General features: G+C 44.9%; 11 protein-coding genes. 8 read left to right on the top strand and 3 right to left on the bottom strand.

The genetic code is table 11. The features are described from left to right. Positions 1–208 precede the first annotated feature (208 nt). The 3 genes from trpA to VB836_RS14520 all read right to left on the bottom strand — a co-directional run bounded on the left by trpA (position 209) and on the right by VB836_RS14520 (position 4,355). Positions 209–1,015 carry a tryptophan synthase subunit alpha gene (trpA, locus tag VB836_RS14530; RefSeq protein WP_323220099.1) on the bottom strand — a complete coding sequence of 269 codons (807 nt, stop codon included), beginning with the start codon at positions 1,013–1,015 and terminating at the stop codon, positions 209–211. A 118-nt stretch (positions 1,016–1,133) separates the two neighbouring features. Next, positions 1,134–2,111: an indole-3-glycerol phosphate synthase TrpC gene (gene trpC, locus VB836_RS14525; protein ID WP_323220097.1), complete on the bottom strand. Its 978-nt coding sequence runs from the start codon at positions 2,109–2,111 to the stop codon at positions 1,134–1,136. A gap of 27 nt (positions 2,112–2,138) precedes the next feature. Then, positions 2,139–4,355: an anthranilate synthase gene (locus tag VB836_RS14520; protein WP_323220095.1), complete on the bottom strand. Its 2,217-nt coding sequence runs from the start codon at positions 4,353–4,355 to the stop codon at positions 2,139–2,141. Positions 4,356–4,854: 499 nt separating this feature from the next. Here VB836_RS14520 and scyA point away from each other — a divergent pair, with 499 nt between their 5' ends. The 8 genes from scyA (at position 4,855) to VB836_RS14480 (ending at position 15,940) form a co-directional block, all read left to right on the top strand. Then, on the top strand, positions 4,855–6,738 hold the full coding sequence (scyA, locus tag VB836_RS14515; RefSeq protein ID WP_323220093.1) for a scytonemin biosynthesis protein ScyA: 1,884 nt from the start codon (positions 4,855–4,857) through the stop codon (positions 6,736–6,738). A gap of 79 nt (positions 6,739–6,817) precedes the next feature. Continuing rightward, a complete protein-coding gene (gene scyB / locus VB836_RS14510) occupies positions 6,818–7,876 on the top strand; it encodes a tryptophan dehydrogenase ScyB (RefSeq protein WP_323220091.1) in 1,059 nt (352 codons plus the stop codon). Positions 7,877–7,912: 36 nt separating this feature from the next. Further along, a complete protein-coding gene (scyC, locus tag VB836_RS14505; RefSeq protein ID WP_323220089.1) occupies positions 7,913–8,875 on the top strand; it encodes a scytonemin biosynthesis cyclase/decarboxylase ScyC in 963 nt (320 codons plus the stop codon). A gap of 765 nt (positions 8,876–9,640) precedes the next feature. Then, positions 9,641–11,008, top strand: a complete 1,368-nt coding sequence (locus VB836_RS14500) for a ScyD/ScyE family protein (protein ID WP_323220087.1) — start codon at positions 9,641–9,643, stop codon at positions 11,006–11,008. 88 nt (positions 11,009–11,096) lie between these two features. Next, on the top strand, positions 11,097–12,428 hold the full coding sequence (locus VB836_RS14495; RefSeq protein ID WP_323220085.1) for a ScyD/ScyE family protein: 1,332 nt from the start codon (positions 11,097–11,099) through the stop codon (positions 12,426–12,428). A gap of 52 nt (positions 12,429–12,480) precedes the next feature. Next, positions 12,481–13,767: a scytonemin biosynthesis PEP-CTERM protein ScyF gene (scyF, locus tag VB836_RS14490; protein WP_323220083.1), complete on the top strand. Its 1,287-nt coding sequence runs from the start codon at positions 12,481–12,483 to the stop codon at positions 13,765–13,767. Between the two features lie 182 nt (positions 13,768–13,949). Then, positions 13,950–14,882, top strand: a complete 933-nt coding sequence (locus VB836_RS14485) for an EboA family metabolite traffic protein (protein ID WP_323220081.1) — start codon at positions 13,950–13,952, stop codon at positions 14,880–14,882. Between the two features lie 134 nt (positions 14,883–15,016). Beyond that, positions 15,017–15,940 (top strand): TatD family hydrolase, encoded by a 924-nt coding sequence (locus VB836_RS14480; protein ID WP_323220079.1) that lies wholly within the window; start codon positions 15,017–15,019, stop codon positions 15,938–15,940. Positions 15,941–16,209 lie beyond the last annotated feature (269 nt).

The following is a 16,209-nucleotide window of genomic DNA, read 5'->3' as shown; positions in this document are numbered from 1 at the left end:
ACCATTGTCAAAAAATCCTTTTTCTAGGAAGCAGTTTTCTGTAGGGGCGGGTTCAGAGAAAATCTACAATTGTTAGCAACAACCTGTATAAACCCGCCCGTCACCTTAACAAATTCTAGGAAACAGACATTTTTGTAGAACCCTTGATGGGGAGGGCGGGTTTATGTAAGCTATTTCTAGGAAACAGACATTTTTGTAGAACCCGCCCCTACGCGATCGCATTTTTCAGGTCTTGCGCTAACTGTTCAATGTCTTTAAGTGCTTGTGCGGGTGAGTTTTCAGCTAAACGCCGTACAAAAGCACTGCCGACAATGACAGCATCAGCACCCCATTGGGCAATTTGTTGGGCCTGTTTGGGTTCGGAAATGCCAAAACCAACGCCAATAGGTTTATCGGTACTGGCTTTTAGTTCGCTGATTAACGTTTCAACCCGTGACTGAACCTGCGATCGCATTCCTGTAACCCCAGTCACGCTCACCAGATAAATGAATCCTTGCGACTTCTGGGCGATCGCTTGAATGCGCTCTGAGCGGCTTGTAGGCGCGACTAGAAGAATAACTTCAATCCCCACCTCAGAGGCGATATCTAACAGCGTTTGAGCTTCTTCTAGGGGCAAATCAGGCACAACTAGCCCTTTAACTCCAGCATTGGCAAACTGAGTTAAACAGTAACGAATTCCCCGATAGAGGATGGGGTTGTAATAGGAAAATAAAATCAACGGGGCTTTCAGCGTCGGAGTGACATCAGCAACAAGCTGCAACACTTGGTCAAATGTCACCCCTTTTGCTAAAGCGCGAGTTGCGGCCGCTTGAATGACGGGGCCATCGGCTAACGGGTCTGAGTAAGGAATTCCCAACTCAATCAGATCAGCGCCGCTACGATCAAGAATTTGTAAAGCTTTTGCTGTTGTTTCTAGGTCAGGATCGCCTGCGGTAATAAACGGAATTAACGCACATTCACTGCGGCTTTTTAGCGTTTGGAAACACTCAGAAATGCTTTGAGTCTTTGTCTTCATCTTTGTAGTTCTAATTGAGGAATAAATGAAACGGATAAGAAAAGGATTCTACGGATTAACTTAACTGTTATAAGCCTAGATATATGGGTTTTACAGGTCATTTAATCGGCGGGTTGATTTATATTGTTTTTGAGAAACGATCCATCAATTCCGAACCCGCCCCTACATCCGTTATCGACGCTTCCTTATCCGCTTTTAATAGAGCCTGCACAGCCCCTGCAATATCAGCATGAGTCACTAAAGATTCACCAACTAACACGGCATTTGCACCTGCTTGATTAACACGAATTAGGTCTGAAGCTGTCTTTAAGCCGGACTCGCTGACAACCACAATATCTTTCGCCCGGAGTGCTTCACCTCGCGCTTCTAATAACTGTTCAGTGGTGGCTAAATCAACAGTAAAATCTTCTAAATTGCGGTTGTTAATGCCAACTAGCTTTATACTTTTACCTGTTTCCGGCAGTGCTAACACCCGGTCTAATTCTGCTAGAGTATGAACTTCTACCAAAGAATCCATCCCTAAGCGGTAAGCTAATATTGATAACTTGCTTAAGTCAGCATCAGTCAGAACTGCCGCAATCAAAAGCACCGCATTCGCACCCGCCGCCCGTGCTGTAATCACCTGGCAGGCATCAATGATAAATTCTTTGCACAGCAGGGGAAGGGATACACTGTCTCGAAGCGATCGCAAGTTTTCAAAACTTCCTTGAAAAAAGGTTTCATCGGTGAGAACAGATAAACAAGCGGCGCCGCCTCGTTCGTAGGCTTGTGCGATTTTCACTGGATCAAAATTTGGGCAAATAATCCCTTTACTGGGGCTTGCTTTTTTGACTTCAGCAATGAGCGCTGGATATCCCGCACGGAGTGCTTTAGCAAAGTTTCTAACTTCAGGAGAAACTGGGGGAAGTTTGGCAATATTGTTTTTAGGATGAATCAGTCGAGGTGAACCTGCGCCAACAGATATCCCCTGCAACATCCGCAAGACTTCTTGTTCTTTTTGCCAAATAATCTTTTCGAGAATATTGTCGGGAGTTGATTGTCGGGGCGCAATCTCATAACCTGTACCGGGTTCTGTTAAGCGACGGCGAATTTTCATCTGAATAAATGCTGCAACTGAACTGTTTTAAACTAGGCTTAAAAGTGAGTTTTCGGCTTGTGTAGAATTGACAACACCATGCTGTGAACTGTAAGCATCAATGACGTTTTGAATCATCTTCAAACCTGCACTCCCCGCCATTGTCATCAGTGATTCTGGATGAAATTGAACTGCTGTTATTGGCAGTTCCCGATGTTGGATAGCCATGATTACTTGATCAGCAGAAAATGCAGTAACTTTGAGTTCAGCAGGCATAGCTGTTGTTACGGCATAAAGCGAGTGATACCGTCCCGCCTCAAAGGTTGAAGGCAGTCCTTTAAACAACACACAGTCAGAGTCTACGACTGTAATTTGTGAAGAAATGCCATGTTGCGGACAGTCTAAAACGCCCAAAGTTCCGCCAAACGCTTCGACAATACCCTGTAACCCTAAACACACTCCAAACAAAGGAATATGACGATTAACACAAGCTTTTACCATGTTGCTGACGCCGAAATCACTCGGACGCCCAGGCCCAGGTGAAAGCACAACCAGATCAGGTTGCAAAGCATCGAGAACCTCTAATGGAAAGCCGTGACGTCGTGTTACGACTGTTGCGCCGCAGTATCGAATATAGTTGGCTAAGGTATGAACAAAAGAGTCTTCATAGTCCACAATCAACACTTTGGGGCTATTTGCGGTTGTTTGGGCGGGGGATATCAACTCGCTTTGACTTAAGTAGTCGTGTTTGGTTTGTTTGAGGGCTTGTAGCATTGCAGCCGCCTTGGTGAGCGTTTCTTTGGCTTCTGCTTCGGGAATTGAACTATGCAGTACCGTTGCTCCGACGCGAACTTCTGCGACAGAATCTTTCAGGCGAATCGTTCTCAAAACTAAGCCTGTGTTGAGGTTGCCATTAAAGTTAAAATAACCCACTGCTCCACCATACCAACGACGGGCGCTGCGTTCATGCTGTTCAATAAAAGCGATCGCGGCTCGTTTAGGAGCGCCTGTGACGGTTACTGCCCAGGTATGGGTTAAAAAGGCATCTAAAGCATCGTATTGGTCTTCTAAAACGCCTTCAACATGGTCAACGGTATGAATTAAATGGCTGTACATCTCCACCTGACGCCGACCGATAACTTGAACTGATCCGGGCTTACAAACTCGGGACTTGTCATTGCGATCGACATCTGTACACATGGTCAACTCGGTCTCATCTTTGAGGGAGTTGAGTAAATGCCGAATTTGAGAAGCGTCTGCGATCGCATCATCGCCTCGTTCTATTGTGCCACTAATCGGACAGGTTTCCACCCGCAGTCCATCAACTCGCACAAACATTTCAGGGGAAGCCCCGATCAAATACTCTCCACCCAGGTTGAATATAAAGCCGTAAGGACTGGGGTTAATCGCTTGTAGGGTTCGGAATAACTCGCTGGGTGCGGTTTCACAACTTTCAAAAAAGCTTTGAGATGGCACCACTTCAAATAAATCCCCTCGGCGGAAATAATCAAAAGCCGTTTTCACTAACTCTGCATATTCGCCAGGGCCATGATCGGCGACTTGGGTAACGGGTTGACGTTTTCCACGATAATCGATCACATCGCCTGTTCTAGGGAGTCCGAATGTTGAACCGTTGGCTGTTTGAAAGTCGTACTGAAGTTGAAAGGCTTGCTGGAGGTAGTAGTCTACGACAATCAGTTCATCCGGCAAATACAGCACTAAATCTCGCTGATCGCTTGGACGCTTGATCTTTTGAGCGATCGGCTCAAACTGAAAGACTAAATCATAGCCTAGCGCTCCATACAGTCCTAAATGTTCATCTTCGTCACTTTTCAACGCATTTATCATCGCTCTAATGACTGAGAATGCAGAGGGCTGTTGGCTTCTTTCTTCTTCTGAAAACAGGCGATTGGCTTTTACAACTGTTCCTGTAATGGTCTGGCGACTGTGATTAATATTTTGCAAATCCGCACAGGTGAGGATTGCATTAGAAATCTGTTCGAGTAAGACTTCTCCTCGTTGGTTGAGGGCTGTAATTGTAAAATCATGGTCGCGTGTGGCGATTTCAAGGGGGGGATTGACAAATCCAATCGCCCATCGTCTGTAGCGTCCTGGATATTCATAGCTGCTGGTTAACAATCCACCCCGCGCAGTATCTAACTTAGACAAGACTTGATTGAGCGCGGTTTCCATCGACAACAGTTCGACCTGTCGAAATATCTCGATACCACCATCTGTTAGATATTGTTGGGGTTTGTAGGTCATTATTTCAAAATCTCCATAATTTTAGCTGTAGGTGTCCGTGAAAACACTGATTACTGTTTCTGAGCTTAAAGAACTTGATCGATAAAGTTAATGATATTTTTTCGGGAGGTCGTTACATTTATTTAGATTTTCTCATAAATCAGAATTTCTACTATATTTTATGTATAAGGATAGAGCTAGACTCATCAATCAACTTATAACCTAAGATAGAGGAATAAACACAAGCAAGGTGCTGACTGTCTAAGGTTAAAAAGAAATTAAAAGGCTCAATCTATGCTCTCAAGTTTGCAATCGCGCCTTATCCCTACATCTACTTATATCTAAGTTTGAGCGGATCTAGAGGTTGAGTAAAACTTAGAAAAACCTAAAGAATTGATATCTCATCCGAAATAATGTGCATAGCACTGTTCTCAAGTCTGTCTTTATGATGTTTGTGATAACCAGCCAGCTATAAGAACTAGAAGGCTAAGACCAGATAAAGCGAGAATAGTCCTAAAAAATGAGCAATCAATCTACTAAGTATTCTCCTGTAATTACTCAGGAGAAACCGATTAAAATAGCTAACAAACAGTTAGTAGAAGAGTCTGTTGAGAGTTCACATCAGAGCCAGTCAGCAGTCAAAAAAGAGACATCAGTCTGTCAAGCGCTCGTCAAGTTATTAGAAGACTTGGGTGTGGAATGGGCTTTCGGTGTTTCCGGTGGTGCAATGGCAACCCTGTGGCATACTTTATCGAACAGTAGTCAGATCCAAGTGGTTCACTGTCGTCACGAGTCGGGTGCTGCCTTTGCCGCTCTCGAAGCCTCCCTCGCCACCAACAGCCCCGTTGTTGTCTTTTCAACTGCTGGCCCTGGCATTACCAATACCTTGACTGGACTGTTTGCAGCACGAGGCGAAGGCGGTAAAGTGATTCATCTGTCAGCCTGTACGTCTCCATCCCAGCGAGGACGGTGGTCAATTCAAGAAACCAGCCCTCGCACCCTGCCCCAAGACGGCTTATTTAACTCGGGAGCGTTGTACAACTACGCTACTGTCATTGACTGCCCCGAGCAACTGCCTCAAATTGGCAGACGACTGATACAGGGGTTATCTCAGCCCGGAGGCTTTACCGCTCATATCAGCACTCCCACAGGGGTACAAACGTTACCGATGCCGATGTCGCTCCCAAAAGCGACTGTCGTAGAAAGTGCGATCGCAGCAACAGATTCTCTGATCTCCCACTGTGTAGAGTTACTTTCCGAAGGCCCCTTTGCCATTTGGGTTGGTTATGGCGCTCGTTTAGCAACAAAAGAAATCATGCAGCTTGCCGAGATCACAGGTGCCGCCGTCATGTGTTCTCCCCGAGCGAAAGGACTCTTTCCTGAAGATCATCCTCAGTTTGTCGGTATCACTGGGTTAGGCGGTCATGGTTCGGTGCTGAACTATTTCAAAGCCGTTAAACCGCTACGAACGTTGGTACTCGGGACTCGCATGGGTGAACCGACCTCATTTTGGAGTGCCGACTTGGTGCCGAGTCAAGGATTTATTCAAGTTGATATTGATCCGAGCGTTATTGGGGCTAGCTATCCAACGGCGCCGACAATTCCTGTTCAAGCTGATATCGGGACTTTCCTACGTCAGCTATTACCCCATCTGTCGAACAACTATCCCAAACAGACTGCAAACCTACCCAACCCTGAACGGGAACCCATTGCAGAGGCTACCAGTACCCTTGTGCGTCCTGAGATTTTAATGGAGGCTATCCAAAAAATCATCGTTGAAGGGAGCGATGCTGTTGTATTGGCTGAGTCGGGTAATTCATTTACTTGGTCTACTCACCTGTTACGCTTTTCTCAACCCAATCGTTATCGGGTGAGTACAGGGGTCGGTTCAATGGGTCATGCAACGACAGGTGTTTTGGGTCCTGCTGTTGCTAAAGGGAATAAAGCTGTTGCGATCGTTGGTGATGGTTCGATGTTAATGAACAGCGAAGTCAGCACTGCGGTTAAATACCAAATTCCTGCGGTTTGGATTGTCTTGAACGATGCTCGTTACAATATGTGCTATCAAGGCATGGCGATGTTAGGACTCCAAGCTGACGCGCTGATGCCTCAAACTGATTTTACGATGATAGCTCAAGGGATGGGAGCAGAAAGTATTCAGGTTGATTGTGAGTCACAGCTTGAAGATGCTCTAACAAAAGCGATGGCTGCTCCTGGGCCGTTTGTTATTGATGTTAAAATTGATGCTAATCGTCACGCTCCTTCTAAGGGACGGACTAAGAGTTTAGCCAATCGTTCCGCAGTAAAAATAGAGGAAAAACCCGAACTGAAAGACTATTCGTTAGATGACCACTCCTCAAAAAATGGTTCATCTAAAGAGCAAGTTTCTTTTCCGATGGTTTAAATATCAGTCGGGTAATTCGTAAATTACCCGTAACTTTTGACTTCTGCCTTTTCCCTTTACTCAAGAGAGATAGACGACTATGGAATTATTTAAAACAACCTCCGCAGCAGGCCATGAACAGGTTTTGTTCTGCCATGACCAAGCATCAGGACTCAAGGCAATTATTGCCATTCACGATAGCCGACTGGGTGCTGCTATGGGTGCCACTCGTTTATGGCCCTATGAAAGTGAGGCTGCTGCTTTAACTGATGCTTTGCGTCTCAGCCGAGGTATGACTTATAAAGCCGCTTGTGCGAACATTCCGATGGGTGGTGGTAAAGCGGTGATTATCGCCAAACCGGAGGAGAAAACCTGTGAGTTGTTACAGGCTTATGGTCGATTTATTGAGCGCCTAAACGGTCGATTTATCACGGGTCAAGATATTAACCTCACGCCGCAAGATGTTCGACAAATTAACCGTGAGACTCAGTATGTTGTCGGGACTCAAGAAAAGTCGGGTGGGCCGGCTCCGGTTACGGCTATTGGGGTTTTATTGGGGATGAAAGCTGCGGCGAAATACCGTTTTGGTTCTGATAGCCTCAAAGGGTTAAAGGTTGCTGTTCAAGGTTTAGGAAATGTCGGACAGCATCTTTGTGAATGGCTCTACAAAAATGATGCCAAGCTGTTTGTTAGTGATATTAATCAAGCCAAAGTCTCTAAACTGGCACGGTTATATGGGGCGACTGCGGTTGAACCGGAAGAAATTTATGGACTTGATGTTGATATTTTTGCCCCTTGTGCAATGGGAGCGATCCTCAACAGTCAGACTATTCCGATGATTAAAGCGGGTATTATTGCAGGTTCGGCTAATAATCAGCTTGAAGATGAGCAACTGCATGGCGAAATGCTCACGGCTCAAGATATTTTGTACTGCCCTGATTATGTTATAAATTCGGGTGGGTTGATTAATGTTTACCATGAGTTGATTGGCTATAACGAGAAGAAAGCGATTAGCCATGTTCATAGTATTTACGATACGTTGATCGAACTTTTCAACAAAGCCAATACAACCGGAATGACGACTCACGAAGCTTCTAAACAGCTTGCTGAAGAACGCATTATTAAGGCGCAACAGGCTCAAATGTTGGTGAGTGCATAGCCCGCAGATCAAACTGAATTCATACTAGAGGAGATCATGGAAGAGAATACCTTTGCTACGTCTGCTTATATTGCGACTGATACTGATACGGCTTTTGACTATCTTTGCAGTCTGAAAAATTTAGATGACTGGACGCTGTTTAGTCGGATGATCGAGCAAGTTGATGAAGATACTTGGCTGGGAACGGCTTCGGGTTATCAACATAATTTGTATTATCATGTCAAACGAATTGACAATGGTTTCTTTAAGGGGATTGAATGGCATTGTGGGATTAAATACCAAGAGTATTTTCAGGTTTATCCGGTGATGCTATTTCCCCCTGAATATATTGAACCTGGAACTGATGAGTCAGGGGTTTATTTTCACTGGTTGAGTTTTGTTGATCCGAAGCGACGAGTGCCGATGATTATGCAAGGAATTGAAACTGTGCATACTTCTGAATGTCGTTCGCTGAAGGCTATTTTAGAGCGCCAAACTGGAAGAACTGAAGCGGCTCACGGTCGTTATAAAATTGTGACGGATACTATCTTTGTTGATGCGCCGATAGATATGGGATATGAATATCTCAGCGATCTGCGAACAATGGATGAATGGGCGCATTTACTAAGACCTGCGGGTGAAATTAGCTCGAAAGAGGGTGAGTTTTTAGATGAGTACAATCAAAAGGTAAAGGTTGAGTTGCGAGCGCATACTCTCAGCAAATATTATCTGATTGAGCAGGATTTCTATTACCCTGATCACAATTTTATTCAACGCAGCCCTTGCATTATTATTCCCTGTTCCTATGCGTTTGCTGATCCTGATGCTGAAGGTTTTATTCAACATCGGATCACGTTTTGGCCGGTTGATAAACCTCTGCGTCATGGTAAGCTACAAATTCAAGACTTTGGCGCTGAAAGTATGAACATTAAACGGTTCTTAGAAGCGAAAGCAGGTAATCTCGAAACATTTGCCCAAGGGATGAGTTATCAGCCCAAAAAAGCACTCGCTAAAGTTTAGAGAATATCGCTGATAAAAGCGCAACTATCCCTAATAGTTTGGGTGTTAGGTAGACTAGAATTTTAGCCATTAATTGATCAAGTTTTGAATTTTAGACTAAAAAACCCGGTTTCTCAAAGAAACCGGGTTTTTCGCTTGTGACACCCGCCCTACCCCGATTACTATTTCCTGCGGTAGTATTTAAATATGCCAAAAGAAATAGGCAATAAGAAATATGCCAAAAGAAATAGGCAATAAGAGATAGAAAAACCGGGCTGTAGTAGAGCATACTTTTAAAAATTTTGCAACTATATTTTTAACGATACCTTTGATTATTTTTTAGAAAATTCCTTAAAAAGATAGGCAGTTATACGGGTAACAATTTTTTACAGACCCTCCGTGAAATTTCGTAAAAAAAGTCAAACCTTTACGAAAAAAAAGACATCTTTTCATCTATTTTACTGTGTTAGTTTATCAATGAGTCATCTGGGTGTCCTAGAAGAAAACCAAGTCTGATAGGTAGTTTAGACTGGTTTTGAGCTTTAACTGAGACAGACTGTATTGCAATAAATAGTCTGAGATATTTATGGTGGAGAGTAACTTTTGTCACTCTGCCAGCTAAGTATGGCTCCAAAGTTTTCATTCTTATTGATTCATACTTTTCTATCTTTTTACGCCAAGCTCTAAGGGCTGGTAAGCTTTCAGTTGCTCACTAACTATTAACAGTCTTTTCTGTTTTCTTCTATTGATTTGTAAGCTACGACTATTTATTTTTTCACGGGAACAATGAAACTTAAGCAAGTTGGTTATTCATTTCTAACGGTTACTGCCGTATTCGCTGTGGCGATGCCTGCTGAGGCAGCAAGTTTTACAACAATAGCAAGCGGACTCAATAATCCGAGCGGGATTACTTTTGGCCCTGATGGTAGTCTATATGTTGGGGAAACAGGTACAGGCGGTGACGGAAACTGTCAGCCCTCTCCGAGTGCTGCTTTTGCCAATATTTGTGCGGGTAACACTGGATCACTCACTAAAGTTGATTTTCTGACTGGCACTCAGACAAGAATATTCAACGGCTTTGACTCACTGGCACTTCAGCCGACTCTAGAGCAAGGTGCAGGCCCCCAAGAGCTTGCCTTTGATTCTAACGGTAATGCTTACTTAGTCGTTGGCTACGCTGGATACCCAGGCAACCGAGATATCGATCTGTTTGAACTCGCTCAAGGGACTGAACTACCCCCCGAACAGAACTTCATTGCGCCCCCTACTGCAAGTCCTGACGAATTATTAAATGTCCCTGACTTGGGCAAACTGTTTAAGGTAGATTTAGCAACAGAAGAAGTCACAGAATTGTTTGACTTTGCCCTCTATGAACAGTTGAACAATCTTGACGGTGGCGACTACATTAGTAATCCTTTTGCCCTCACCATTAAAGATGATTCGGCTTTTGTTGTGGATGCAGGGGCTAACGTTATCTACAATATCGGTTTGGATGGTGTCCTGCGGAATGCTTTTGCCGCCCCAACTCAGCTTGTTGAAAACGTAGAATTTCCTCCCGCTTCTCCTTTTGAACCGCCTCAAAATTCTGGCGAAGAACCTGAAATGCCCTCCTTTGAGCCTCCGGCAGGCCCATTAGAGTTGCAATCCGTACCGACCGGAATTACCACCGGGCCAGATGGTGCAGTTTATTATGCTGAACTGACAGGTTATCCCTATCCAGAAGGGGAAGCCCGAATTTTCCGCATCAATCCTGAGACAGGTGAACCGGAAGTCTTTCAAGATGGTTTCACCCAAATTACCGACATCGACTTTGATGAAGAGGGCAACCTGTTAGTGTTGCAATTTGCTGATGAAGCGCAGTGGAAAAATAGCGTTGAAGGCAGCTTAAAGAATTTACCGGGTTCCGTCATCAAAGTCACCCCCGAGGGCATTCGCACAACAATTGCTTCTGAAGGGATCTTCTCGGCAACAGGTATTCAAGTCGGCCCCGACGGTGGCATCTACGTTGCCAATAATGCGATCGGTACGGATGGTTCAATCATCAGGCTCAACGACGCCCAGGCAGTACCAGAACCCGGTAGCATCTTAGGTCTGTTGTTATTGGGGGGTGCGTCCCTTTTTGGTTTAAAAGGTAAGCGAGACAGGGTGAGTTAATTCAAGACAGTTGGGGTGTGGTTGTTTATGGCGATCGCACCCGACGGCAAACCTCCACCACCGACAGTCTCGACGCCTAACCCTAGAAATGAACATCTTGCACTCGGTTCGCTCCTTAGCACTCACCTGTTTCTTCTTTTCCATTGCCAATACCGCTCAAGCGGCAACATTCACCACCTTTGCTTCTGGCTTGAATAATGCTCGTGGACTGGCTTTCGGCCCAGATGGTGAACTCTACGTTGCTGAAGCCGGAATTGGGGGAGGCTCGACTTCACCTAATTCTATCCCCTCGCCAAATATGCCGGGTTTTGACCTGTATTTAGGCAATACGGGCGCCATTAGTAAAGTGTCTCAAGACGGTACTGTTACACCTGTGTTGACGGGTTTGAGTTCTGTGGCGTTGGCAGAGGGTAGCAACGCAGTTGGGCCGCAAGATATCGCCTTTGATGCTTTCGGTACGCCTTATATTGTTTATGGATCGGTGGGCGATCCGGCAAGGCGCGATCAAACGCTTAATGCTGCCGCAGGTAATCCTTACTCGGAGAATGAGGTTTTAGGAATATCGGAGTTTGGCAGTCTTTACCAAGCCAATTTTGCAACGGGTGAACTGACGCAGTTAGCAGACTTGGCAGCCTATGAACTGCAAAATAACCCGACGGGCGGTGATATTGACAGCAACCCTAACAGCCTTGCTATCAATGGCGAGACTATTTACATCACAGACTCGGGCGCGAATAATTTGTTTGCCTATAGTCTGACTGAAAACCAGTTAAGTCTTGAGGCTATTTTTGAACCGGAAATCGTTTCTTTCGAGAGTCTGCTGTTTCCAGAAGGGTTAGGGCCGCCTCCTGCGGCACCCAATGATCCCACTCAAGCGCCGGAGACGGAAGAACCCAGCTTTGCTTTGCAATACGTTCCCACTGGGGTTGCCGTTGGGGGTGATGGCAATCTTTATGTTGCTGAGTTTGGCGGGTTTCCGTTTCCGCAGGGGAAATCAGAAATTACTCAAATTGATGCCAATGGTCAACAAACAACGTTTGCATCGGGTCTGATTCAGCTTACTGATGTTGCGTTTGCGCCTAATGGTAAGGCTTACGCGACTGTTTTGGCAACTGAATCTTTGGTATTAGGAGGCGATCGCGGCAAAGTTGTTGAGATCGATACGGATGGTGCAGTTAGGACGATTTTAGACGGGAACGAGGTAGACGGTGTTGAGTTGTTAGTGAACTTAACTGTCGGAACGGACGGCTTGGTTTATGTTGCGGGTCGAGGTAATGGCCCTGACTCAACGATTTTTCAAATTGATCCAGAAGGTGACGCTGTTGATATCCCTGAACCCAATTCTGCCCCGGTTGTTTTAATTTGGGGTCTTTTGGGAACGGGTTATTTCGTTTTTAAACGAAAGCAGACGGCAGCTTAATTGTCACCAAGGCAGATTGAATAACCATTACAATGACTGGGGAAGTATTCTTATGATCGTTAAAAAATTATCAGTGGGCGCAAACGTTTTGGTATCGGGCGCAAACGTTTTGGTATCGGGTGCAAACGTTTTGGTATCGGGTGCAAACGTTTTGGTATCGGGCGCAAACGTTTTGGTATCGGGCGCAAGCCTTGCGCCCCTACTGGCGGGATCGTTGATCTGTTTGGGTGCGATCGCCTCTGAAGCCCAAGCGATTACTCTTAAATATGAGAGTCAAATTGGTTCTCCGGGTTTCGGCCAGGGCGAATTATTTGTGCCTCAAGGTGTGACTGTTCAAGATAGTACGGGAAATATTTTCATCGGGAATGGTCGCGGACGAAACCCTGACGGTACGACTAACTTTGACATTGGTAACGAAGTTTCAATTTTTAGTCCGACGGGTGAATATATTGGTGCTGTCGGGAGTGGCGGTACCGGCCCAGGCGAGTTTGATGAACCCGGAGCATTGGAGTTTAGCCCGAAAACGGGTAATCTCTATGTGGGTGATGTGTTTAACCTGCGTGTCAATGTTTATGATCCTGACGGTAACTATATCCAAACCATTGCAGATGGTGAGTTTGGGGGATTAATTCCTGGTCGCGCTTTCTTTGGCCCCTCTGGGATTACCTTCGACGCGGATAACAACGTCTATATTGGCGACTTCAGTAACGACCGCATCCTGAAGATCAACGAAGCAGGCGAACTTATTGACACTATCGGTACTGCGGGAACTGAACCGGGACAGTTTCAAGGCCCTGCGGGGATTCGCATTTCACCTGTTAGCGGTAATATTTATGTCGCTGACCAGTTTAACAACCGTATTCAGGTTTTAGATTCTGAAGGGAATTCTATTCGGACTTTTGGTTCAGAAGGGGTAGAACCGGGTCAGTTCTTGCAGCCAATTGGCTTGGAAATAGATGAGCAGGAAAATATTTATGTTGCTGACTCTATTAATAGCCGCGTACAGGTTTTTGATAAAGAAGGCAATTTGTTAACTGTGTATGGCGAACCTGCGCGTACAGCAGACGGTAATATTATCCCTCCGCCTCCCCCGGACGGTTCTACTGGACCTTTTGGAGATCCGCTTGACCTGCGACCGGGTGCATTTAACTGGACAGGTGGCACGGGACTTAGTGATGACAAACTCTATGTGGGAGATTTCTTCCAAGGTCGTGTTCAGGTTCTTAGCATTAATTATCACGATGATGCGGCGAAAGTACCTGAACCGACTTCGGTATTCGGGTTAGTTGTTGGCGGTTTTATTGCGGCACTTCTCAAAAAACGTCAATTGACTCGTTAATCTTGCCTTGTAGGGGCGGATTTTTTACAGTTAACAGTTTTACAGTGACCAGTGACCATTGTTTTACAGTGAACAGTGAAGAGTACACACTGATAACTGATAACTGATAACTGATAACTGTAAGGAATTCGTCCCTACATAACGGGTGACTAAAAAGTTGAACAGTTTAATCAAATAGCAACATGGTTATTGCATCTATTAATAAATCAACTCACATTGATCGCACTGTAAATGTAATCTTTAATTGGCTTTCTCGGGGCGGGTTTACACAGGTTATTTCTGAGAAACATACATTTGGGGAGAACCCGCCCCTACGAGATGAACAGCTTGCTTGGCTGAAGAAACAGCAGTCTGAGTTGTTAAATGGAGGAACAACACAAAGATCATTTTTCATTGCATTTAGCTTGGTTCCCCGTCGTTTAGGTAAAGCTAATTGGATATTTAGCGATGAAGATTTGAAAACGGCAACAGAAATTTGCCCCGGTTGGCAACCTCAATACTGGCGAGTTGACGCGCTGGCTCGAACGCTATTAATTTTGTCATTAATTCAAGGTAATCCTGAAGACTATGACAACATTCTCGATCAACTTTTTTCTGCGGCTGATATTGATGAATTAGTTGCTCTTTATCAAGCGTTACCGCTACTTCCTTCGCCGGAAAAATACCAAGATCGTGCAGCCGAAGGCATACGCACAAATATGTCTGTTGTGTTTAAAGCAGTGGCACTTCATAACCCTTATCCGGCAAATTATCTTTCCGAAGCTGCTTGGAATCAAATGGTTTTAAAAGCCATTTTCATCGACTGTCCTCTCCACAATATTATCGGTTTGGATCGTCGAACTAACCCCAATTTGTCACAAATGTTGATAGACTACGCCCATGAACGTTGGGCAGCAAATCGCACTGTTACCCCTGAACTTTGGCGGGCGATGGGGGCTTTTACAACTGACAGCATGGCGGAAGATTTAACAAAAGTATTGGATCACCCCGATCCGATGCAACAACAAGCAGGGGCGATCGCCTGTGCTATTTCTAATTCTGAAAAAATACAGTCATTGTTAGCGTCTCGCCCTGAGTTGAAAACAGTTGTGAGTCAGGGGGGATTTTTTACATAAATGGGGAATTTTGCACCAACAACTCAAATGAGGGCGGGTTTATATAGATTGTTTTTCGGACACATAAATTAGTTGTAGAACCCGCCCCTACAAAACTAATAACTGAAAAGTTTGTTACCTACATTTATATCACCATGAATTCTACAGATCTCATGTTTATCGATCCGCATATCCACATGACAGCCCGAACAACCTATGACTATCTCGTGATGCGAGAATATGGGATTGTTGCTGTTATTGAACCTGCTTTTTGGTTGGGTCAACCTCGCACTAATCCGGGCAGTTTTAAAGATTATTTTAGCAGCCTTGTGGGTTGGGAACGGTTTAGAGCGTCTCAGTTTGGTATTGCTCATTATTGTACGATTGGCTTGAACTCTAAAGAGGCGAATAACCCCACCGTTGCTGAAGCCGTAATGGATTTGTTGCCGATATTTGCCTGTAAAGAAGGTGTTGTTGCTATTGGTGAAATTGGCTACGATGACATGACGGAAACAGAAGATAAATATTTTCAAGATCAGCTTGCGTTAGCCAAAGAACTTGATATGTTGGTACTCGTTCATACGCCGCATCGTAATAAAAAAGCAGGTACAAGTCGCAGTATGGATCGCTGTATTGAACATGGTCTTGATCCGGCTCAGGTGATTATTGATCATAACAATGAAGAAACCGTTGAAGAAGTTCTAGAGCGAGGATTTTGGGCGGCTTTTACGATTTATCCGATGACGAAAATGGGTAATGCTCGGATGGTGGAAATTGTTAAAAAGTACGGTACTGATCGCATCATTGTTGATAGTAGCGCTGACTGGGGATTAAGCGATCCGTTAGCAGTTCCGAAAACCGCTCAACTGATGTTAAAAGAAGGCATTTCTGAAGCGGATGTGCGAACCGTTTGTTATGAAAATGCGCTCAAAGCTTACAGTCAAAGTGGTCAATTTAATGAAAGCGACTGGCTAACACCTAAAGCGGTTGATCACACTGCACAATTTAATGGCAATAGTGTATTGCGAGGGCAAAATCCAGACGCCCAAATGCTGCGGGATTCGGTTTTAATTCAGTAGGGGCGGGTTACTCCTAAATGTATGTTTCTCAGAGATAACTGACATCAACCCGCCCTCTTTTCAGTTAATTTCCCCTAAATTGCCCTAGCAAGAATCCCCCTAAATTGCCCTAGCAAGAATCCCCCTAAATCCCCCTTAGAAAGGGGGACTTTCAAGAATTCCCCCTCTTTTCCCCCCACCTCCCCAACCCCCCAACCCCCCTTTTTAAGGGCAGGGCTGTTTCATTATCGGTTCAAAAATGCGATCGCCAAATCTTAAAAGCCTTTCTC

Origin of the sequence: Limnoraphis robusta BA-68 BA1 (genome assembly GCF_034932365.1) — a bacterium.
Taxonomy (GTDB): domain Bacteria; phylum Cyanobacteriota; class Cyanobacteriia; order Cyanobacteriales; family Microcoleaceae; genus Capilliphycus; species Capilliphycus robustus.
The sequence above is the reverse complement of the archived record's forward strand: the minus strand, read 5'-3'. Positions and strand labels throughout refer to the sequence as shown.

Bases quoted from the DNA above. Each gene is read 5' to 3' on its own strand.
- trpA (WP_323220099.1), bottom strand. From the start codon at position 1,015: ATGAAGACAAAGACTCAAAGCATTTCTGAGTGTTTCCAAACGCTAAAA.
- trpC (WP_323220097.1), bottom strand. From the start codon at position 2,111: ATGAAAATTCGCCGTCGCTTAACAGAACCCGGTACAGGTTATGAGATT.
- VB836_RS14520 (WP_323220095.1), bottom strand. From the start codon at position 4,355: ATGACCTACAAACCCCAACAATATCTAACAGATGGTGGTATCGAGATA.
- scyA (WP_323220093.1), top strand. From the start codon at position 4,855: ATGAGCAATCAATCTACTAAGTATTCTCCTGTAATTACTCAGGAGAAA.
- scyB (WP_323220091.1), top strand. From the start codon at position 6,818: ATGGAATTATTTAAAACAACCTCCGCAGCAGGCCATGAACAGGTTTTG.
- scyC (WP_323220089.1), top strand. From the start codon at position 7,913: ATGGAAGAGAATACCTTTGCTACGTCTGCTTATATTGCGACTGATACT.
- VB836_RS14500 (WP_323220087.1), top strand. From the start codon at position 9,641: ATGAAACTTAAGCAAGTTGGTTATTCATTTCTAACGGTTACTGCCGTA.
- VB836_RS14495 (WP_323220085.1), top strand. From the start codon at position 11,097: ATGAACATCTTGCACTCGGTTCGCTCCTTAGCACTCACCTGTTTCTTC.
- scyF (WP_323220083.1), top strand. From the start codon at position 12,481: ATGATCGTTAAAAAATTATCAGTGGGCGCAAACGTTTTGGTATCGGGC.
- VB836_RS14485 (WP_323220081.1), top strand. From the start codon at position 13,950: ATGGTTATTGCATCTATTAATAAATCAACTCACATTGATCGCACTGTA.
- VB836_RS14480 (WP_323220079.1), top strand. From the start codon at position 15,017: ATGAATTCTACAGATCTCATGTTTATCGATCCGCATATCCACATGACA.